Consider the following 17,407-nt stretch of genomic DNA (forward strand, 5'->3'; position numbering starts at 1 on the left):
GTCTTGACCAAAAAAGACATGAGCTGTTTTTCAGGCAAATCAATCCAGAAAATTCACACGTGCAAACTTGGCCTTGAAGTCTTCCGGCATTTCCACCACGCGCCCGGCGCGGTAATCAAAAAACACAAAACCTGATTTTGCCATGGCGACCAGGGTCTGGTCTGCTGGCCGGGTGATGCGGAAGGTGATGTCGCCACCATATTTGTTAAAGTCCATGACACCGACTTCAAACAGCAACTGGTCGCGCGCATGAGCTTCTGCCTTGTAGGTCGTTGCGAGGTCAGTCACGATAATACCGCTACCACCAGCCGCAGTTTCTCGTATGCCAAAGTCATACAGGAAGCGTGCCCGCGCTTCAGAAATCATGGAGATCATGGAGTCATTACCCAAGTGGTTGGCGCCATTGATGTCAGTCACCCTGACTGTCAACTGGGTAGTGAAATAATATTGGTCTTCGGGAAAATGTAGTTGCAGGCGGGCCATAGCTGGAGTAATAAAGCTGGATAAAACCTTATTTTAACGCGCAGCCAAAAAAATGCCCGCAAATTGCTGACCATAGCTGGCCACCACAATGTAAATCCGACATCAATCCAGTATCTTGGCACCCAAAGCCACGGAAGCGCTTTGTATCAAGCCATTTTTAATTTCATAGATGGCGATCATTTCCATGCGCCCCGTACCTTCTGGAAAAGTACGCGTGACTTCTTCATGATCAATGACGATGTGGCCTATCACTTCACGGCGTATCAGTTTTGCATGCAGATTGGCTTCGGCGAAGCGCACTGCCATGCGTGGGCGTATTTCTGCGTGACCTGTTGCCAGCAACTTGCCCGGAAATTCAAATTGCTGTGCATCGATGGCATAGGTTTTGAGTATGGCTTCGACATCGCGGGCATTATAGGCATCGAGTTGGGCCTGAACGACGGTTTCAGGACTTAGGTCATTGGTAGTTGTCATGGGCTCAGGTAATCCTTTCAAAGTAGATGCGCGAGCCTGGCAGGCGTGGGATCATTACTCAAATCGCCATCAGGCAAATGGGCCATCACCGCTTCTACCGTTGGCTGCGTCAACAATGACTGCAGCACCGCTGCATGCGGCTCTGCCCAAATACCGGCGAAATCCTGTTCGCCTGGCGTGGTAAGTGCAAAGGCCAGTTGTTCTTTTGGCGGGCAAAATTCTGCATCCACACCGGGCTTATTACCACGCGCGTCCAGCCGGTACCAGCCATGTTCCGGCAAGTAGGCGGCATTCAGGCCATGCAGGCAAAATGGCGGTTCTGTGCCTATGGTCAGTCGCTGGTAACACAGACCAGCCGGAATGCCATTGGCACGCAACAGGGCAGCCAGCAAATGGCTCTTGGCATAGCAGTAACCTGTACCGTGGTCCAGCACATCAGATGCCTTGCAGGTCACGGGATTCTGGCGGTAGTCCCAGCTATGTTTGATCTGGTCACGCACAAAATGAAAGCAGCGTCGCGCGATATCAGCCTGCTCGCCACCGGCGGCAGCCAATTCTTGCGCCTGCGCCAGTACGGCGGGGTGTTGCCAGTCGATATAGGTGGTACTTGCCAGGAATTCTTGCATGCGTGTTTCCGTGAAATAGGTTCTGGAACGGATTCTGAATTGGATTTGAATTGCGTCAGATTTTATAAGCCATGCCCACCGAGGCCGGCGCTGTATGTTTGAAACCAAACTGTGCATACAAGTCTTGCGCCGGGCCGTCAGCAATGAGGCTGACATAGGCTGACTCTGGCGCATTTTGTTGCAGGTAGTGGGTGATCTCGCGCATGATCATCTTGCCCAGGCCCTTGCCCTGATGCTCTGGCAAGACCGCGATATCGACAACATGGTATGAAGTACCGCCATCGCCGACAACACGCCCCATACCAACGACCAGCTCACCTAGCATGATTTGCACGGCAAACAGGCTGGCTGGCAAACCACGCGCCGCCGCTTCTACTGTCTTGGTGCTTAAACCGGATGCCTTGCGCAAGTGGCAGTAGGTGGCAATATCAGGGATGGCGGCAACCGCCTGGTAAGTGTTTGTGCTCATGCTGTTCTTCAGATTAATTTTTACACTGGTTTATTGATTTCAATGAGCAGAGAAATTTATCACAGATAGGCGAGAAACGTGTGCCAGCATACAGCAGGGTGCGCCATGCGCACCGGTTCGTATCAAGCCCAATAGTTCACACAGGACATCTACGCAGGTTAAAAGACACGGTAATGGTGCGCACGGCGCACCCTTCAAAAATGCCAAATCCCCTTCAATCAGAAAAAATTGAACAAAAGACATATAAATCCCCACGAAAAACCCAAATAAAATCCCGCCCCAACCCGCCCACGGGCATAAAACAGGTTTACAATCCAGCCAAACCAAAGACTTTGCTTTCCTGGAATTTGCCTATGATTAATGTCTTCGTCTTGCATAATGGCCGCCTGAGCCAGATCAATGTGGAAAACCGCGCTGATCTTGAAAATACCCTGCCTATCTGGGTCGATCTGACTGACCCCAATGAAGAAGAGCGCGAATGGGTAAAGAGTATCTATGGCGTGACCTTGCCGGGGGAAGACGAGGTCAAGGATATCGAGGCATCAGCCCGCTATTACGAAGCCGATAATGGCGACTTGCATCTGCGTACCGATTTTCTGATCGATGATGACGATGAACCGGCACGTACCGTGACCGTGGCTTTCATCCTGGCGCGTGATATTTTATTCTCTGTCCATACTATCGATTTGCCAGTATTCCGCCTGGTACGCATGCGTGCGCGTTCGCGTCCTGGTTCGATTGCTGATTACAAGGACGTGCTGCTGGACCTGTATGCGACAGACGCCGAATATTCTGCCGATGCGCTCGAAGGTATTTATCAAAACCTGGAAGACGTCAGCCGCAGCGTGCTGCAAAAAAACTTCAGCGATCAGGATGCCGCCGCCGCGCTGAACTCGATTGCTGTTGAAGAAGATTTGAATGGCCGCATACGCCGCAACATGATGGACACGCGTCGCGCTGTCAGCTTCTTGATGCGCGGACGTTTGCTCAATGCCGACCAGTTTGAAGAAGCCCGCCAGATTTTGCGTGATATAGAATCACTTGATGGTCATACCTCCTTCCTGTTCGACAAGATCAACTTTTTGATGGATGCGACCGTCGGTTTCATCAACATCAACCAGAACAAGATCATCAAGATATTCTCGGTCGCCAGCGTGGCCTTCCTGCCGCCTACCCTGATCGCCAGTATCTATGGCATGAACTTCAAGGGCTGGTTCCCGGAACTGGACTGGCAACTCGGTTACCCGTTCGCGCTGGCGCTGATGCTGGCTTCAGCGATTACGCCGTTCTGGTACTTCCGCCGTCGTGGCTGGCTGAAGTAATCCATAGATAAAATAAGCAGATAGAAAGCACAAGCCTATGCCCGCCATCGCCCTTGGCCACTACAATCTGCGCGGCGACCGTGCCACGCTGGAAAAACTTAAGGATTTTTATATCCACTATGTGGGTCTGACAGAAGGCCCTCGCCCGCTGAAGAGCTTTGGTTTCTGGCTTTATGCCGGTAACCGTGATGTCTTGCACCTGTCAGAAAACCGTCCCGGTGAAACTCGCCAGACCGCGTTAAAAACCGGTTTCGACCATGTCGCCTTTGCCTGTACGGATTTGCCTGTCATGCTGGAAAAATTGCAGGCAGCTGGCATTGTGTATCGCCATGCCACGGTGGAAGCATCAGCAGGTTTTGCAACCCAGCACCAGGTATTTTTTAGCGACCCTGAAGGCAATGGCATAGAGCTTAATTTTTCTGAAGGTGCTTGAGTAATCTTCTGCGTTCGTCCGACCAATACGCTCTCAGTAGGGTGCGCCATGCGCACCGGTTGTGCACATGACGATGGTGCTGTAGCGTGCGTCATGCGTCCCCTACCAGGCGTCAGCACAATTCATCAAACAGGTTTAAGATAAGAAATCGCCACTACTGACGAGTCTTAACCATGTTCAAGATACGCGAGATCGATCATCTTGTGCTCAGAGTAAAAAACCTGGACAGCATGCTGCATTTTTATTGTGATGTACTGGGCTGCACTATCGAGCGCAGGCAGGAAGAAATTGGCCTGACACAGTTGCGTGCAGGCAGGTCACTGATAGACCTGATCACGGTTACAGGTAAACTGGGCCGCATGGGTGGAGCTGCACCTGGCAAGGAAGGCCACAATATGGACCACCTGTGCCTGCGCGTTGAACCCTTTGATCTGTCCAGCATACAGGCGCACCTGCAAAGCCACGATGTCAGCGTTGGAGAAGTCGGCCAGCGCTATGGTGCCGAGGGTGAAGGCTTATCGATCTACATCACTGACCCGGAAGGCAATGTGGTTGAATTAAAAGGACCGCCAGACGGCCCCTAAAGATCAGGTCGGTGTATCCACGTCATCCCAGTCTGCATTCTCAAAGTTGACCAGCCAGTTAAGGGCATAGTGCCGCTCATAGATGACACCGGCTTCCAGGTTGAGCGGTAGCGCTTCTTCTTTCATCCTGTTCTGGCGTACCAGCCAGTGCAGGCGATAATGCAGGTCCAGCGCATCGAGTATCTGGCTGGCCGGACGTGTTTTCGCCTTTGCCAAGGCGGCGTCAAAATCCATGTTCATGATGGTACGTGCCGTCAGCGGCACATCGCAGATATCGTCAGCAAAAGGTAATTCTTCCTGCAAGCCCAGCGCCCATTCCAGCACATACAGAGATTCATAACGCCAGGCAAATTGCGGCAGGATATCTTTTGTCGGTTCTTCAGTCTCCAGAAATTCGCGCTCTACCGGCGACAACCACGCATGTACCTGCGGGAAGCGATCTGTCAATTCATAAGCAGGAATGGGCTGGTTAGTTGCCACAGATTCTGCGCGCAAGGCGACGACATACAAAGCCAGTGCCCTGCCCAGTATTTCAACCGCCGGACGTAATTGCAGCTCGGCCTCGCTGACCAGTGGCGGCAGATGGGCAGGCAGTTGTATGCCCATTTCAGTCAGCAAGGTATCGGTACGCGCCTTTCTTTGCCAGGCCAGTGCCGGATAAGGAATAGCCGCGCCGGTTTCGATACCGCCATCAGCAGCGCCCAGCAAGACATATCCATGCGGGTCGCGGATATCGCCATCAGGCATGAAGGCGATGGCATTTGCCGCCACGGCCCAGTCGGAATAGGCATCAAGCTGGCTTTCATCCAGCCACAGGCTAAGGTGTTGCTGCACCCGCTGGATATGGCGCATCACATGATAACGCTGATGTGTCATCTGCCCGTCACCACGCTTGAGTACATAGCCAATAAAGCCTTGCAGGTGCCCATGCAGCTCCGGGTCGCTCATATCGCGCTGGCTATTGAGCTTGTGCGGGAAATTCAGGGGTGGCAATTGCGCGCATGTGCAATAGGCATTGATCAGTATACTGCTGGCGCTGTCAATATCAATCTCGGTTTCTGCTGCCGCAGTTGCGTCCGGGCTTGCTTCTGCAGTTGCTACTGCCGCTACCTCTGCCACCGCCAAACTTGCAGAGCCTGTTGATGGCGCCTGGGCTACCGCAGAAGATTTTCCGGAAATGAGATTCTTTAATTTTTTCAGCATGACGCAAACAGAAATGGAGATTGATCTGCTGATTCAGCATTGACACTTGTTAAGCAGCCAAGATCACTGTTCAGCATGAAAGCGTAACAGGATAAGGGCAATGTAAAAGCCGTGGGCCAGCTTTTACATGTAGAAACAGAATTGAAAACAGGCAATGTTTTGCACGCATGCCTTGCAGGCAAATACAGATTGGCAGGCACGCGTCTGGTGCAGGAATCAATGCCCACCCTCTACCCTGTGTACTTCCATGGGAGGGACTTCACCGGGCAACCATTTCTGGTGTATTTTTTGAAAGCTGCCGTCCTTCTTCATTTGCCGCAAGGCGTTTTCCCACAGGGTGATGCTTGCTGCCCGGGTTTTAAGAGAAAACGCCAGATACAGTTCCAGGCTATCCAGCACCATAACTTCTTCTACATCGGCCACGCTACGGCCACTTTCCTGAAGTACAGAGTTGACAGCCAGGCTACCTTCCACCCACAAGTCAAAACGCCGTGCAAACAGCATCCTTGAAGAATTGAGCGGGGAATCAGCCTGGGCCAGATTGATGAAGCCCTTCTTTTTTGCGGCATCAGCAAAGATGCTGCCACGGTAAGCACCGATTGGCAGCTTGTAGATATCCGAATCGAGGGCCTTGAGTCTTGCTGCTTCACCCTTGCGTGTATAGACAGCAGTCTTGGATATCGCTATCGGGCCAAGCATATGCATGAGTTTTTCGCGCTCTGGTGAGCGACCAAGGCTGAACAGCAGCACGTTGTCATCTTCCAGCACGGCCTTGTAGCCACGTGCCCAGGGCACCAGTTGTATCTCTTCCTTATTACCCGTAATGGCTTGCATGGCCTTCACGATATCGACCGCCATGCCATCAATACCGGTCTTGGTCTTGAAGTTCATCGGTGGCCAGTCTTCCGTGTAGATTGTCAGCTTTTGCGCTTGCGCCGCATGGGCAAACACAAGACACAAGATGCCAAACATCAGCACCGGCAAGCGCCGTGCGCACATCTGCTGCAAAAACAAGAGAGCCTGGCTGAGCATATTTCTCCTGAAGCATGGCATGCCCCTACGTGGACATGTGCTTAATAGTACGCCCGTGCTTCACTGCGGAAAATGTCAATATGGCGATTTAACAGCCCATGAAACGATTTTTTACTTTTTTATTGATATAAATTACATCATCAGTGCGGATGAGGACGAATTGCATGAACAGCTATTTGCGTCCATCACCAGACTCCTCCAGGTGCTGATAAATCTCTTGCAAGATATTCCTGAGCTGTTTGATCTTGCCCTCGCCCACCAGTGTCGAAAGATAAGCCTCTCCCTGCCGGGATAATTCTATGCTGGCATTCACCACCTCTTCGCCACGCGCTGTCAGCTTCACGGTATTGGCCCGTTTGTCATGCGGGTCTGGCGCAATTTCCAGCAAGCCGGCAGCCTGCATCTGATCGACCAGATATCCCATGCTTTGCTTGGTCATGCCGGCACGCGCCGCCAGGTCCACCACGCGCGCGCCTCCCAAAGGCATATTGCGCAATACCGCACTATAAGCAGGACGAACATCATCAAAGCCCAGCTTGGCAAGTTCCGCATAGAGCCAAACGGACATATATTCATACGGCCTGCGCAACAGTGTGCCCAGGGTTGCGTGGATTTCTGGTAAGGATTTGGAATTCATTTAGTGAGTATTGCACAAGACAGAATGACTGTCTATAATAGGCAGACATTCTGTCTATTTGAATTAAGACAAAATACCTGTTGTGCGGGCAGCATCCGCATTTGCTTGATGACTGGAGTAGTAATGAACACCATAGAACATAATCTGGATGTCGTTGATCGCCATATACAGGGCGAGGCACGCGACGTTGATTCCATACTTGATTTGTATACTGACGATATCGTGCTGGAAGTACCGGGGCGCGGTCTGCGTTTTGCCGGGCGTGACGCCATCCGCGCCAACTACCTCGCCATGTGGCCCTCAATGGCGGAAGTTGAATTACAGCCGCTAGACCGCTTCGCCACTGAACATCGCGTGGTTGATGACATGATAGTGCGCATGCGCCTGGTTGGCCCTGGCATGACGAATGCACCAGTGCCTATAGGCAGCCGCGTTGAGCTGCGCCTGATTCATCATTTCACCATGCGCGATGGGCTGATAGCGCGCGAACAAGTATTTGAACTCTGGCGCAATCTGGATGAAACTGATGCAGGAGTGCGGCCATGAGCAAATTCTTTATCCGTATCGCCGTGTTGTGGATGCTGGCCGGCATTTTGCTGGGTATCTGCATGGGCATATCGCACCAGCATCTCGACAAACAATTGCATGTGCATGGCTTGCTGCTCGGCTGGGTCAGTTGCGCCCTGTTCGGCCTGGTGCATTTTGCCTGGCCGCAGTTGCAGGCCATGCTGACGGCACGCGTGCACTTCTGGTTGCATAACCTGGGGCTCGTAGCCTTGCTGGCTGGCCTATTCATGGAAAGGCGTGAACTCGCACTGGCAGGGCCATTCCTGGGTAGTGGGTCGATAACACTGGCAATCGCTACCGCATTATTTGGCTGGAGCGTATGGCGGGTAACGGCGAAGTAAGTACTACTGTCTTGCTCGCTGCAAGGCGGCTGTAAAAATCGTTTTCACTTCATATTTCCTCCATATTTGGATCGCAAGCTACATCTATTGCCATAGATGACGATTTGCGCTGCCATACGCAATCAGGAGAAAATATGAAACACGCCAAGTTGCAAACCAGAGTGCCAGCCATCTTGCTCACCAGCCTCATCTTCAGTATTGCTGCCTGCGGCGGCAGCTCTGGCGGGGCGGCGGCAACTGCCAGCAGCACTACACCTGCCACGACTGGAACAAGCAGTGGGATAACTCCTGGCGCATCCTCTGGCAGCACCAGTGTTGATGCCAGCAAACTGCCACTTGGCGATGGCAAATTCACCCGCACCACTCCGGCGATTGGTTATGTCTATGCCTGCTATACCGCAGGCTCGGGTGGTGCGAGCAGCAAGGGGCCATGGTTTAATGCCGATGGCATGACCTGGAATTCACTCAGCAAGATCAGCGTACAGGGTGCGGTTAACTGGGTCTCTAGTTTTATGGTGACCGTGGGCAGCTCCCTGGGCATCACGGGTAATGGCCTGCCGCCTAATCCCACTGGCACCTTCCCCATCGCCAGCACTGATCCAGCCTACGTATATGACCGCAATCCCAACAGCATCAGCCAGGCCAACATCGCCTGGGGCTTGCCTGCCAACCCGGTCGTCGCTGCACAGCCCACCTGTACCAGCCTCGGCGCTATTGGCGTACTGCTGGATGGCGTGCGCCTCTACAATGCTGACGATGGCGGATACCGCGATGCCGTCGCCTGGGAAATCCAGGATGCCTGCCAGGGCCACCCAGAACGCACGGGTCAATACCATCATCACAATATCACTTCCTGCCTGACACAAAAAGATACCCCGGGCCAGCATTCGCCGCTGGTCGGCTACATCGCAGACGGCTTTGGCATCTATGGTAATCAGGGTGAAAACGGCAAGGCGCTGGCCAATGCCGACCTCGACGAATGCCATGGACATACCCACGCCGTAGAGCGCAACGGCGTCATGGTCACACAATATCACTACCACCAGACCAGGGAATTTCCATACACAATTGGTTGCTACAAGGGGACGCCAGCGACTGTGCATTAGCGCAGCTCCAGTAAAACAGGAGCAGAAGAAGAAAAACATCCTGAGCTTTTGTTTGTCGCTGCGCACACCGAAAAATAAAGACCGCACAAAATTTACTGAGACTTACTCAATATGTCCCTGCTAAAATCATTGCTCTTGTCGATGCTCAGCTTCATCGCCACCGTCGTGACCCTGGGCTGGCTGACAGGTGCGTTCGCCGCACCACAAAATGCCCTCAACAACGACAAGCTACCCTACTACTATCAGCAAGACCTGCAAGCGCATTGGGACACCTGGGCATCCCTGCAGCGCATTGCCACGTTTGAACTCATCAACCAGCATGCGCAAGAAGTTGATCACGGCCTGCTGCGCGGCAAAGCCAGCTTTGTCGGTTTCTTTTACGCAGGCTGCGTCACACTCTGCCCCATTTCACTCGAAGTCATGCGTGAACTGCAAACACAGATCAAACAAAAATCCATCGCCACACCCCAATTCGTTTTACTGACTGTCACTCCAGACCAAGACGATGCCAAAACCATGGCCGCCTATGCAAATAAACTGAAACTGCCTGCGGACTGGAACATGCTCACAGGTGATTCCAGGCAAATGCAAAAGCTCACCACCAGCCTGATGACCGACATCAACGCCCGCGCCAGCAATGGCGAACCCCTGCACGGCCAGCGCGCCTTCCTGATCGATGCGATGGCCCGTATCCGCGGTATCTATGATGCATCGTCGATGCTGGAATTGCGGCGTATGGCAGGGGATTATGAGAGATTGATGATGGAGGAATAGCAAAGAATTATATTTTCACCCCATTGACGTTTCACATTTAATTCATGCTCCCGCGTACAAGGCACCTAAACGCAAGCCTAGACTGTTATCGCAACGAGCATCAATTTTCAACAACAAAATCAAATCAATCAGGGTTGCTTTCCTTGTCTCAAAAAATCTCTCAGTCGAATTTAAGCTGAACAATCTTAATAATACAAGAACAAAAATATTGAAACCCTCGCTACTTAAAGTTTCAAGATACAAGAAATCATGTCCCTCATCATCATAAACTTGGTAGATTTCATTCTTTAAATAAAATTCACTCTCCAAGTAAAGAGGACGCATTTTTTCAAGCAAATAGTCAAAGCTAATTGTGCTCAATGTAACTGACCTACCCTTTGATACAAATATCGTCCCGCTCATAAAATGATCTTCAATCCTTTTATCAATTGTATATGACTGTTTTTTAAGTTTTCTCTATGCAATCAATCAAAAAGCGAAAAAATGCTCTAAAAACTTTTCGCCACTCTTCTCTTTCCTGACATCGCTCACGCCGCAAAAAAACCCGTGTGCATCAATGTCGGTAACTATCGCCTTTCTACCAATGCATGAAATGATTTCGGTCTTTTCATCTTCAGGTAAATCATGAACAAACCAATCTGTCACACCCTGCAATCTGACCTAATCACCGATATTCATCGTCTTTGCACTCATTCCAGTTTTTTCTACATAGTCTAACCGAGAAAATGTTAACAAGTTTTCCATGCCAGTATGGTGCGCGCGGCGCACCCTACCAGTCTTTACATGCCCCATCTGAAAATTGCTGCAACCTACCTTGGTTGAAATAAAAAACTAACTTAGTTGCATTTTATATTTAAGTAGATTATTCTATATTCAAGCAAAAGAAGCGAATCATACCGAGATCAAAATAAACGATCCAAAAACACCTCTGAGCACCTGAAGACAAGAAAAGGAATAGCCATGTTCAGCATCAAATTCATCAAGTTCCAGCCCACCACCTATGTGCTGCAATTCAAGAATGGCAAGCTCAGGCGCGAGGGTGCCGGGCTGGCTTTCTTTTACTATGCACCTACCACGTCCATGCTGGCGATACCCATGGTGAGTACGGATACACCATTTATCTTTGAAGAAAATACCGCTGATTTCCAGACCGTCACCGTGCAAGGTCAGGTGACCTATCGCATCAGCGATCCGCAAAAAGTCGGTGCCTTACTCAATTTCGCCATCAACCCTGTGACCCAGCAATACATTTCTGATGATCCGCAAAAGCTCTCGCAGCGCATCGTCAACCTGGTCAAGGTGTTGACCCGCAAGGGCTTGCAAAGCCTGGCTTTGCGTGATGCCCTGAAAGCGGCTGATACACTGGGTTCTGCGGTGACCATGGCAGTACGCGACAGCAAGGAATTGCAGGCACTGGGGGTAGAATTGCTGGGCCTGAATTTTCTAGCACTCAGACCAACGCCAGAGGCAGCCAAAGCGCTGGAAGCACAGGCGCGCGAGCAAATTCTCAAATGCGCTGACGATGCCATCTATGAGCGTCGCAATGCTGCTGTTGAACAAGAGCGCCGCATACGCGAGAATGAATTGAATACCGAAATCGCCGTTGAAAGTAAGAAACGCCAGATACGCGAAACCCAGATGGAAGCCGAGAAAAGCATACAACAAAAGCAAAGCGAACTGAAACTCGCCCAGGTACAAGCCAAAATCGCAGAAGAAAACCAGCAAACCACGCTTGTCAAACTAGCGACAGAAAACGCCAGGGCAGAAGCAGACAGCCGCGCCTATGCTGCTCAAACCTTGATGAACGCCTACAGTGGCGTCGACCCAAAAGTCTTGCAGGCTCTATCCATGGGCAATATGCAATCCGGTCAGTTGATCGCCCTCGCCTTCCAGGAACTGGCAGAAAAAGCCGGTGCCATAGGCCAGTTGAATATCACCCCAGACCTGTTGCGTGAACTGATAAACCAGCCTGGATAAACCGGGGAAATGATATGAGCAGCATCCATAGTACAACAACGCGCCATACAGAAAACAAGATCATCCTGATCACCCGCAAGACCAGGCTCGAAGAACTCATCGTCAAGTACAACACCGTCGGCCAGGCAAGGTTTTACATAGAACATCTGGGCGGCGACTTTGCCACCTACCAAAGTGAGCATGACAATTACTTGGCTTGTGTCAGCGCGGCAGAAAGCAGTCTCACGCAGCTTGCGCGCCTGCAAAAGATAGATCGCAGCTTCTTACCCAACATGATCTTTGGTCGTGACGATATCGTCATCGCTGTGGGGCAAGATGGCCTGGTCGTCAACACCATGAAATATCTTGACGGCCAGCGCCTGATAGGCATCAACCCTGACGTGCAGCGCTGGGATGGCGTGTTGCTGCCTTTCCAGGTCAGGGATTTACCCAAAATCGTCCCTGAGGTACTGCAACAGCGCCGCCCGGTGCGCGAAGTTACCATGGCCATGGCCAGGCTGAACAACGGCCAGACCATGCTGGGCGTGAATGACATCTTCATCGGGCCCAAATCCCATATCTCTGCGAGCTACACAATACAACTGCAAGAACGCCAGGAACGACAGTCATCAAGCGGCATCATCATCTCCACTGGCATGGGTTCCACAGGCTGGATGAAGAGCATACTGACAGGCGCAGCAGCGCTGCAAGAGAGATTTGATGATCCGCGTCTGATGATATGCAACATCGCCGCCGAGCCGCCGACATATAGCACAGACTGGGATGCCCGCGAACTGATGTTTGCCGTACGCGAACCCTTCCCCAGCAAGACTTCCTCTGCGACTTTAGTCCGTGGTCAGATTCAGGAAGACAGCAAGCTGCAAGTCACCTCCCTGATGCCGGAGCACGGCGTCATCTTCAGCGATGGCATAGAAGCAGATTACCTGGAGTTTAATGCAGGCCTGACGGCTGAGATAGGCGTGGCCGACAGGCGTGGTTATCTGGTGGTGTAGTCAATCAGATGCGCCATACGTATCAAATTTTCCTCCAGTGTTTACACCGCGTTTGTACATATTAGTGCGCGCGGGGCTCGCAACACGTTGATAGTTGCGCGCGAATCTCTCTTTTATCCAAAACAAAACTAAGATAGTTGCAATTAAATACTAACAAGATTAATATCTGCTCATAGAACTACTTAATGCAAGCTTTGAGCGTGCCAATAATGGAATAAATCATGGGTGTCACTTTAGAACAACGCTATCTCGGTACACTGGCCGGCCTGGCCTGCGGTGATGCCGTAGGTACCACGGTAGAATTCTCAGCGCGCGGCAGCTTCGCGCCTGTGACTGACATGGTTGGCAAAGGTCCTTTTGGCCTGCTGCCTGGTGAATGGACAGACGACACCTCGATGGCACTGTGCCTGGCAGAAAGCCTGTTGACGAAGGATGGCTTCGATGCTAAAGACCAGATGGGGCGTTACCTGAACTGGTGGAAATGGGGTTACCTGAGTTCTACCGGCATCTGCTTTGACATCGGCAATACCGTGCGTGCAGCCCTGTCACGTTACGCCATTAGCGGTGAGCCCTACTCTGGCGCAGAACATCCCAGCACGGCTGGCAATGGTTCATTGATGCGGCTTGCCCCTGTCGTCATGTTTAGCTACCCAAATATAGCCGAAGCCATCCACTATGCAGGAGAAAGCTCGCGCACTACCCACGCCGCGCCAGAAGCCATACAAAGCTGCCAGTTGCTGGCGGCGATATTGTGCAAGCTGTTTGCCGGATGTGGCAAGGCTGATTTATTCACGGACCTGTCTTTCACGCCGACCGAGCCAAAAATCGTAGCTCTCAGCAAGGCCGGCTTCATTGATAAAGACAGTACACAAATTCGTGGCAGCGGCTATTCAGTTGAATCCCTCGAAGCCTCGCTATGGTGCTTCATGCACACCGACAGCTTTGAAAGCGCCATCCTCACTGCTACCAACCTGGGTGACGATGCAGATACCACAGCCGCCATCACAGGGCAAATTGCCGGTGCCTATTACGGTGTGGAAGGCATCCCTGCAAAATGGCTGGAACGCCTCGCCATGCGTGAAGAAATACTGCGTATGGCGCGGGACTTGTATGAGAGGTTTGGTAGCAGGGACATTTCACAAGCTAGAGAGTCAGCATGAAAGAATGCAGAGGAGATTTATTGGTACTCGCCCTGCAAGGTGAGTTTGATGTCATTGTTCATGGCTGCAATTGTTTTTGCAATATGGGCGCTGGCATCGCCAAGAGCATCAAAAAACAGTTCCCAGAAGCCTATGCAGCGGATCAAACCACCTTGTCTGCCGATCATGCCAAGCTGGGCAGCTATAGCCAAGCCCGGATACAAAGAGACGACAGGCAATTTGTCATTCTCAATGCTTATACTCAATTTGACTGGCGCGGCCAGGGTGTGAAGGCTGACTATGCAGCAATACGCAAGGCATTTGCCGCAATACGTAAAGAATTCGATGGCTTTCGTATTGCGTATCCATTGATAGGTGCAGGCCTTGCTGGTGGCGACTGGGCGACCATTGCGGCCATCATTGATGAAGAACTGGATGGCATGGATCATACCTTGGTAAGACTACCGTCAAACTGACATAATCAAGGCAGAAGTTTTTTTTCAACATCACACAATGACGGTATTCAATACTAATTACCGCCTTCGTAAAACTCCATGAATAAAATTTATACTTCACATTGCAAAGAATTTGGACATCCAGAATTTTGTCTGCAATTTGATCCAGACATAGCTCTGGCTACCGATGCTGAGTTTGTTGCCAGCCTGCTTGAATCCATGGTCAGCAAGGGTAGTTGTTTTCAGGATGGGCAATCAATGCAGCTGGGCTGGTCTTATCTCATGCTCAGCACACAGCAAGACGGCAGCCTTGGTTTCAAAGAAGCTGATTTTCAGACCATGCCCCTGGTCTGGAATATTGGTATCTCCAACACCTTGCGCCACTTGCGTCTGCATAAGGATATTGTCGAAAGCGTCGTACCCACGGAATATCTGTCCATCCCTTCATTTCGTGCAGAGTGCATCGTCTGCAATGAATTGAAGACTGCAAATGGACAGATCATGATGGTCAGGCAAGAAGAGAAAAACCTAGACAGTGGCTGGTTCTTTGGTTGCTGCGAGGAAGGACATGATCACAATAACGTGGACAATCTGGAACGTATCTCATTGTACGAAGCAGTAGTCATGCATGCATCTGCATGTCTGCCATATCTTGGATTTCCGCAAGGTATGACGATATTATTGGGCGAAGGCAGACCCATCTTTTTCTATGAGGATAAGGAACTCGCCATACTTGAAGGTTCTTATCTGGACATAGCGATCTGATTTACTGGTTCGTCTGATGAAAGAATTGGAACATAGAAACCAGATGTATCATGCATAATTGCTGCACTCCGTATTTAAAATCTAACCTATACATGCGCTCACGTCTTTTTCAACTGGCAGTTCCCATATTGCTGCTCTCTGCCTGCAAGGCCAGTACCGAAATCCCGGCCTACCTTTTACCCGGTGCTGCGCAGGAATTGGTTGCGTCTTCACTGAAACTGAGCAAATGTGATCCTCAAAAAGTAAGTACGGACATCAGTTTTTGTGACGTCAAAGAAGCTAAATTTGGTGGAGCACCAGCATCATTCAAATTGACCCTGCTAAACGGGAAATTGATTTCTACCATTATCACTTTACCCGCTGACGAATTTTCATCCACGGTTTCCAACATGACGAAGCGCATGGGAGAGTCAAGCTATGAAAGAGAATTTGAGGTGTATGGTGTCAAGCACAAAAGCATATATTGGGGAAACAAGAACGTGTATGTCACAGCCAACAGATATGCCTTTGGCGATACCAAACACAGTATGTTGATCTTGATGTTGCCAGAGGCAACGCCAGAAATAGCGCGTCCTCTGTTTTTGAAAAATGACGCAAAGCCATCAAGCAATGCCGCTCGTCAGTAAATGACCGGATCACCGTCAGGCATCAGTAAGTAGGTTGGGCTACGCTTCACCAGCCCAACACTCGGCATATAAATAACGTAAATTTTAATTCTGGATAAGGCATAGATTTATTGAACTTCGTGTTTCGAAACATGCTTAATTTGAGGCCCAGTGTTGGGCTGGTGAAACGTAGCCCAACCTACGATACTACATCTTTGAGCCTTAATTCCACTATGCAGCAACAGAGGCTCGCCTTTTAAAAGGTATTTTCAACAGAAACTACCAAGTGAAAATAAACACCTTTACTTCATCATGCAGACAGGTGATATATGAAAGGCCTGCCCGTTAATAGTCATTCATGTCCATCGACTGTAATCTTTCTGGCGGGTAGGCTTTTTTGACATCTTTAGCAAAAATGTAGAGGAGTTCTTTTTCGACCGCCTTGCCAAACATGACATGACCGTAGGATCCGCCGATATACGGCAGATCAAATGGCAACTGCTCAAGAATGTTTTTAGGGACAGGAACAAAAGGCCAATACACTTTAGCACCGGGATAACTATGCCGCTTCATTTCGCAAAAAGGTCCAATGACTGCATTCAAGTCAAGCTCAAATCCTTTGGTGCAGACCAGTTCACCATCGTCATGTTCAAAATCTACCGGGACAAGGCAGAGATCAACTCCCATGGTTTTCCTTTTTTTAAAGCGATAACAAATGAGCTTGACTTATTCATACCCTGGCAGATCAAGCGAAGAAACATTGTCACCCCAGCTAGTATTGAGCAGGCCTTTTTCTACAAATTTATGCAATGAAGAATAAGGCCAGTCGCTGGCGTTATCTACATAGCCGTGCTTTACTGGATTGTAGTGCAGATAAGCGACGTGTTTTTCCAAATCGTCGTCATCTCGTATCATATGCTCCCAGAATCGACGCTGCCAAATTCCACGTTCACGCTTTCTCTCGCGGCTGGAGCTGATGTTTTCCTGTTTGGGCAAGGCTTTCGAAAATGCTGCCTTGATCAGTGACCAGCGTAAGGAAAAATCTACATCGCCTTCTGGTAGTTGCCAAATGCTATGCAGATGTTCAGGCATGACAACCATGGCGATGATTTCGAAGGGGTATCTTATTTGTACTGTCCGGAATGCATTTCGCAACGCGTCTATGTGGTCTGTGAGGAGCTGACTCTGTCGGTCTTGCAAATTGACCGTGAAAAAGTAAGTAGCACCGGGGACATTGGCGCGGCGATAGCGCATGGTATTAAATTAGAAAGAATTAAAGAGTACATCAAAATTATCGCAGATTCGTAGTATGTCGTAGGTTGGGCTACGCTTCATCAGCCCAACACTCAGCTTATAAATAACGTACCCCCTAACCCTGGTGGAATACAGATTTATCCTACATTTTATTCAGATACATACGTTT

General features: G+C 50.4%; 24 protein-coding genes. 13 read left to right on the forward strand and 11 right to left on the reverse strand.

All coding sequences use genetic code 11. From position 1 onward, the window contains the following. Positions 1-39 precede the first annotated feature (39 nt). The 4 genes from UNDKW_RS22520 to UNDKW_RS22535 all read right to left on the reverse strand — a co-directional run bounded on the left by UNDKW_RS22520 (position 40) and on the right by UNDKW_RS22535 (position 2,052). Positions 40-483, reverse strand: a complete 444-nt coding sequence (locus UNDKW_RS22520) for a thioesterase family protein (RefSeq protein ID WP_162043093.1) — start codon at positions 481-483, stop codon at positions 40-42. Positions 484-585: 102 nt separating this feature from the next. Next, entirely contained in the window at positions 586-957 is a 372-nt protein-coding gene (locus tag UNDKW_RS22525) for a nuclear transport factor 2 family protein (RefSeq protein WP_162060550.1), read from the reverse strand. Between the two features lie 17 nt (positions 958-974). Beyond that, entirely contained in the window at positions 975-1,583 is a 609-nt protein-coding gene (locus UNDKW_RS22530; RefSeq protein ID WP_162060551.1) for a transglutaminase family protein, read from the reverse strand. Positions 1,584-1,638: 55 nt separating this feature from the next. Continuing rightward, positions 1,639-2,052, reverse strand: coding sequence for a GNAT family N-acetyltransferase (locus UNDKW_RS22535; RefSeq protein ID WP_162060552.1), 414 nt, complete (start codon positions 2,050-2,052; stop codon positions 1,639-1,641). A gap of 353 nt (positions 2,053-2,405) precedes the next feature. Here UNDKW_RS22535 and corA point away from each other — a divergent pair, with 353 nt between their 5' ends. From corA to UNDKW_RS22550, 3 genes are all read left to right on the forward strand, one after another. Further along, complete coding sequence (gene corA / locus UNDKW_RS22540) at positions 2,406-3,374, forward strand: magnesium/cobalt transporter CorA (protein ID WP_162043097.1); 969 nt, start codon at positions 2,406-2,408, stop codon at positions 3,372-3,374. Between the two features lie 37 nt (positions 3,375-3,411). After that, positions 3,412-3,807 (forward strand): VOC family protein, encoded by a 396-nt coding sequence (locus UNDKW_RS22545; protein WP_162060553.1) that lies wholly within the window; start codon positions 3,412-3,414, stop codon positions 3,805-3,807. Between the two features lie 173 nt (positions 3,808-3,980). Then, positions 3,981-4,391 (forward strand): VOC family protein, encoded by a 411-nt coding sequence (locus UNDKW_RS22550; protein WP_162060554.1) that lies wholly within the window; start codon positions 3,981-3,983, stop codon positions 4,389-4,391. Positions 4,392-4,394: 3 nt separating this feature from the next. On the opposite strand, the gene UNDKW_RS22555 is transcribed toward UNDKW_RS22550, so the two are convergent. The 3 genes from UNDKW_RS22555 to UNDKW_RS22565 all read right to left on the reverse strand — a co-directional run bounded on the left by UNDKW_RS22555 (position 4,395) and on the right by UNDKW_RS22565 (position 7,263). After that, positions 4,395-5,594, reverse strand: a complete 1,200-nt coding sequence (locus UNDKW_RS22555; protein ID WP_162060555.1) for a DUF4272 domain-containing protein — start codon at positions 5,592-5,594, stop codon at positions 4,395-4,397. A 216-nt stretch (positions 5,595-5,810) separates the two neighbouring features. Next, a complete protein-coding gene (locus UNDKW_RS22560) occupies positions 5,811-6,626 on the reverse strand; it encodes an ABC transporter substrate-binding protein (protein WP_162060556.1) in 816 nt (271 codons plus the stop codon). A gap of 172 nt (positions 6,627-6,798) precedes the next feature. Continuing rightward, on the reverse strand, positions 6,799-7,263 hold the full coding sequence (locus tag UNDKW_RS22565) for a MarR family winged helix-turn-helix transcriptional regulator (RefSeq protein WP_162060557.1): 465 nt from the start codon (positions 7,261-7,263) through the stop codon (positions 6,799-6,801). Between the two features lie 123 nt (positions 7,264-7,386). On the opposite strand from UNDKW_RS22565, the gene UNDKW_RS22570 reads away from it, so the two are divergent. From UNDKW_RS22570 to UNDKW_RS22585, 4 genes are all read left to right on the forward strand, one after another. Continuing rightward, positions 7,387-7,809: a nuclear transport factor 2 family protein gene (locus UNDKW_RS22570; protein ID WP_197892985.1), complete on the forward strand. Its 423-nt coding sequence runs from the start codon at positions 7,387-7,389 to the stop codon at positions 7,807-7,809. Then, positions 7,806-8,171 (forward strand): cytochrome-c oxidase, encoded by a 366-nt coding sequence (locus UNDKW_RS22575; RefSeq protein ID WP_162060559.1) that lies wholly within the window; start codon positions 7,806-7,808, stop codon positions 8,169-8,171. The genes UNDKW_RS22570 and UNDKW_RS22575 overlap by 4 nt, the downstream gene beginning before the upstream one ends. 134 nt (positions 8,172-8,305) lie before the next feature. Beyond that, a complete protein-coding gene (locus UNDKW_RS22580) occupies positions 8,306-9,277 on the forward strand; it encodes a YHYH protein (protein ID WP_162060560.1) in 972 nt (323 codons plus the stop codon). Positions 9,278-9,388: 111 nt separating this feature from the next. Then, positions 9,389-10,051, forward strand: a complete 663-nt coding sequence (locus UNDKW_RS22585) for an SCO family protein (protein ID WP_162060561.1) — start codon at positions 9,389-9,391, stop codon at positions 10,049-10,051. Positions 10,052-10,093: 42 nt separating this feature from the next. On the opposite strand, the gene UNDKW_RS22590 is transcribed toward UNDKW_RS22585, so the two are convergent. Together UNDKW_RS22590 and UNDKW_RS22595 are read right to left on the reverse strand one after the other, a co-directional pair. Beyond that, positions 10,094-10,411, reverse strand: a complete 318-nt coding sequence (locus tag UNDKW_RS22590) for a hypothetical protein (protein WP_162060562.1) — start codon at positions 10,409-10,411, stop codon at positions 10,094-10,096. A gap of 108 nt (positions 10,412-10,519) precedes the next feature. Continuing rightward, the gene (locus UNDKW_RS22595) at positions 10,520-10,696 is read right to left on the reverse strand and encodes a hypothetical protein (RefSeq protein WP_162060563.1); all 177 of its coding nucleotides are present in this window, start codon (positions 10,694-10,696) and stop codon (positions 10,520-10,522) included. 315 nt (positions 10,697-11,011) lie between these two features. On the opposite strand from UNDKW_RS22595, the gene UNDKW_RS22600 reads away from it, so the two are divergent. The 6 genes from UNDKW_RS22600 to UNDKW_RS22625 all read left to right on the forward strand — a co-directional run bounded on the left by UNDKW_RS22600 (position 11,012) and on the right by UNDKW_RS22625 (position 16,005). After that, positions 11,012-12,028: an SPFH domain-containing protein gene (locus UNDKW_RS22600; protein WP_162060564.1), complete on the forward strand. Its 1,017-nt coding sequence runs from the start codon at positions 11,012-11,014 to the stop codon at positions 12,026-12,028. Positions 12,029-12,042: 14 nt separating this feature from the next. Continuing rightward, positions 12,043-13,020, forward strand: a complete 978-nt coding sequence (locus tag UNDKW_RS22605; protein WP_162060565.1) for a sugar kinase — start codon at positions 12,043-12,045, stop codon at positions 13,018-13,020. Positions 13,021-13,241: 221 nt separating this feature from the next. After that, complete coding sequence (locus UNDKW_RS22610; RefSeq protein WP_162060566.1) at positions 13,242-14,180, forward strand: ADP-ribosylglycohydrolase family protein; 939 nt, start codon at positions 13,242-13,244, stop codon at positions 14,178-14,180. After that, positions 14,177-14,635, forward strand: a complete 459-nt coding sequence (locus tag UNDKW_RS22615) for a macro domain-containing protein (RefSeq protein ID WP_162060567.1) — start codon at positions 14,177-14,179, stop codon at positions 14,633-14,635. The genes UNDKW_RS22610 and UNDKW_RS22615 overlap by 4 nt, the downstream gene beginning before the upstream one ends. 78 nt (positions 14,636-14,713) lie before the next feature. Next, positions 14,714-15,379, forward strand: coding sequence for a hypothetical protein (locus UNDKW_RS22620; RefSeq protein ID WP_162060568.1), 666 nt, complete (start codon positions 14,714-14,716; stop codon positions 15,377-15,379). Between the two features lie 92 nt (positions 15,380-15,471). Next, positions 15,472-16,005: a hypothetical protein gene (locus UNDKW_RS22625; RefSeq protein ID WP_162060569.1), complete on the forward strand. Its 534-nt coding sequence runs from the start codon at positions 15,472-15,474 to the stop codon at positions 16,003-16,005. A 324-nt stretch (positions 16,006-16,329) separates the two neighbouring features. On the opposite strand, the gene UNDKW_RS22630 is transcribed toward UNDKW_RS22625, so the two are convergent. Together UNDKW_RS22630 and UNDKW_RS22635 are read right to left on the reverse strand one after the other, a co-directional pair. Next, positions 16,330-16,671, reverse strand: coding sequence for a hypothetical protein (locus tag UNDKW_RS22630; protein ID WP_162060570.1), 342 nt, complete (start codon positions 16,669-16,671; stop codon positions 16,330-16,332). A gap of 39 nt (positions 16,672-16,710) precedes the next feature. Then, a complete protein-coding gene (locus UNDKW_RS22635; protein ID WP_162060571.1) occupies positions 16,711-17,238 on the reverse strand; it encodes a transposase in 528 nt (175 codons plus the stop codon). Between the last annotated feature and the right edge of the window lie 169 nt (positions 17,239-17,407).

It is taken from the genome of Undibacterium sp. KW1 (assembly GCF_009937955.1).
Taxonomy (GTDB): Bacteria; Pseudomonadota; Gammaproteobacteria; order Burkholderiales; family Burkholderiaceae_D; genus Undibacterium.

Excerpts from the sequence above, each read along its gene's own strand:
- UNDKW_RS22620 (WP_162060568.1), top strand. The coding sequence starts at position 14,714 with ATGAATAAAATTTATACTTCACATTGCAAAGAATTTGGACATCCAGAA.
- UNDKW_RS22555 (WP_162060555.1), bottom strand. The coding sequence starts at position 5,594 with ATGCTGAAAAAATTAAAGAATCTCATTTCCGGAAAATCTTCTGCGGTA.
- UNDKW_RS22625 (WP_162060569.1), top strand. The coding sequence starts at position 15,472 with ATGCGCTCACGTCTTTTTCAACTGGCAGTTCCCATATTGCTGCTCTCT.
- UNDKW_RS22530 (WP_162060551.1), bottom strand. The coding sequence starts at position 1,583 with ATGCAAGAATTCCTGGCAAGTACCACCTATATCGACTGGCAACACCCC.
- UNDKW_RS22605 (WP_162060565.1), top strand. The coding sequence starts at position 12,043 with ATGAGCAGCATCCATAGTACAACAACGCGCCATACAGAAAACAAGATC.
- corA (WP_162043097.1), top strand. The coding sequence starts at position 2,406 with ATGATTAATGTCTTCGTCTTGCATAATGGCCGCCTGAGCCAGATCAAT.
- UNDKW_RS22520 (WP_162043093.1), bottom strand. The coding sequence starts at position 483 with ATGGCCCGCCTGCAACTACATTTTCCCGAAGACCAATATTATTTCACT.
- UNDKW_RS22535 (WP_162060552.1), bottom strand. The coding sequence starts at position 2,052 with ATGAGCACAAACACTTACCAGGCGGTTGCCGCCATCCCTGATATTGCC.
- UNDKW_RS22600 (WP_162060564.1), top strand. The coding sequence starts at position 11,012 with ATGTTCAGCATCAAATTCATCAAGTTCCAGCCCACCACCTATGTGCTG.
- UNDKW_RS22560 (WP_162060556.1), bottom strand. The coding sequence starts at position 6,626 with ATGCTCAGCCAGGCTCTCTTGTTTTTGCAGCAGATGTGCGCACGGCGC.
- UNDKW_RS22570 (WP_197892985.1), top strand. The coding sequence starts at position 7,387 with ATGAACACCATAGAACATAATCTGGATGTCGTTGATCGCCATATACAG.
- UNDKW_RS22630 (WP_162060570.1), bottom strand. The coding sequence starts at position 16,671 with ATGGGAGTTGATCTCTGCCTTGTCCCGGTAGATTTTGAACATGACGAT.
- UNDKW_RS22525 (WP_162060550.1), bottom strand. The coding sequence starts at position 957 with ATGACAACTACCAATGACCTAAGTCCTGAAACCGTCGTTCAGGCCCAA.
- UNDKW_RS22635 (WP_162060571.1), bottom strand. The coding sequence starts at position 17,238 with ATGCGCTATCGCCGCGCCAATGTCCCCGGTGCTACTTACTTTTTCACG.
- UNDKW_RS22575 (WP_162060559.1), top strand. The coding sequence starts at position 7,806 with ATGAGCAAATTCTTTATCCGTATCGCCGTGTTGTGGATGCTGGCCGGC.
- UNDKW_RS22545 (WP_162060553.1), top strand. The coding sequence starts at position 3,412 with ATGCCCGCCATCGCCCTTGGCCACTACAATCTGCGCGGCGACCGTGCC.
- UNDKW_RS22610 (WP_162060566.1), top strand. The coding sequence starts at position 13,242 with ATGGGTGTCACTTTAGAACAACGCTATCTCGGTACACTGGCCGGCCTG.
- UNDKW_RS22550 (WP_162060554.1), top strand. The coding sequence starts at position 3,981 with ATGTTCAAGATACGCGAGATCGATCATCTTGTGCTCAGAGTAAAAAAC.
- UNDKW_RS22580 (WP_162060560.1), top strand. The coding sequence starts at position 8,306 with ATGAAACACGCCAAGTTGCAAACCAGAGTGCCAGCCATCTTGCTCACC.
- UNDKW_RS22585 (WP_162060561.1), top strand. The coding sequence starts at position 9,389 with ATGTCCCTGCTAAAATCATTGCTCTTGTCGATGCTCAGCTTCATCGCC.
- UNDKW_RS22615 (WP_162060567.1), top strand. The coding sequence starts at position 14,177 with ATGAAAGAATGCAGAGGAGATTTATTGGTACTCGCCCTGCAAGGTGAG.
- UNDKW_RS22565 (WP_162060557.1), bottom strand. The coding sequence starts at position 7,263 with ATGAATTCCAAATCCTTACCAGAAATCCACGCAACCCTGGGCACACTG.